General features: G+C 50.1%; 1 rRNA gene. It reads right to left on the bottom strand.

Going from position 1 to position 649, the window contains the following annotated elements:
• Positions 1–649, bottom strand: a 23S ribosomal RNA gene (locus O3599_RS09915); the annotation flags it as partial.

The following is a 649-nucleotide window of genomic DNA, read 5'->3' as shown; positions in this document are numbered from 1 at the left end:
CCCTACGGCTCCGTCTCTTCAACTTAACCTCGCATCATAACGTAACTCGCCGGTTCATTCTACAAAAGGCACGCTCTCACCCATTAACGGGCTCGAACTTGTTGTAGGCACACGGTTTCAGGTTCTATTTCACTCCCCTCCCGGGGTGCTTTTCACCTTTCCCTCACGGTACTGGTTCACTATCGGTCACTAGGGAGTATTTAGGGTTGGGAGATGGTCCTCCCAGATTCCGACGGGATTTCACGTGTCCCGCCGTACTCAGGATACTGCTAGGTACAAAGACTATTTTAAATACGAGGCTATTACTCTCTTTGGCTGATCTTCCCAAATCATTCTTCTATAATCTTTGAGTCCACATTGCAGTCCTACAACCCCGAAGAGTAAACTCTTCGGTTTGCCCTCCTGCCGTTTCGCTCGCCGCTACTAAGGCAATCGCTTTTGCTTTCTCTTCCTGCAGCTACTTAGATGTTTCAGTTCACTGCGTCTTCCTCCTCACATCCTTAACAGATGCGGGTAACAGGTAGTACCTGTTGGGTTCCCCCATTCGGAAATCCCTGGATCATCGCTTACTTACAGCTACCCAAGGCATATCGTCGTTTGTCACGTCCTTCTTCGGCTCCTAGTGCCAAGGCATCCACCGTGCGCCCTT

Origin of the sequence: Streptococcus sp. 27098_8_103 (assembly GCF_041432345.1) — a bacterium.
In the GTDB taxonomy this organism is placed as follows: Bacteria; Bacillota; Bacilli; order Lactobacillales; family Streptococcaceae; genus Streptococcus; species Streptococcus mitis_BV.
This window is presented reverse-complemented; position numbering and strand designations above follow the sequence as displayed.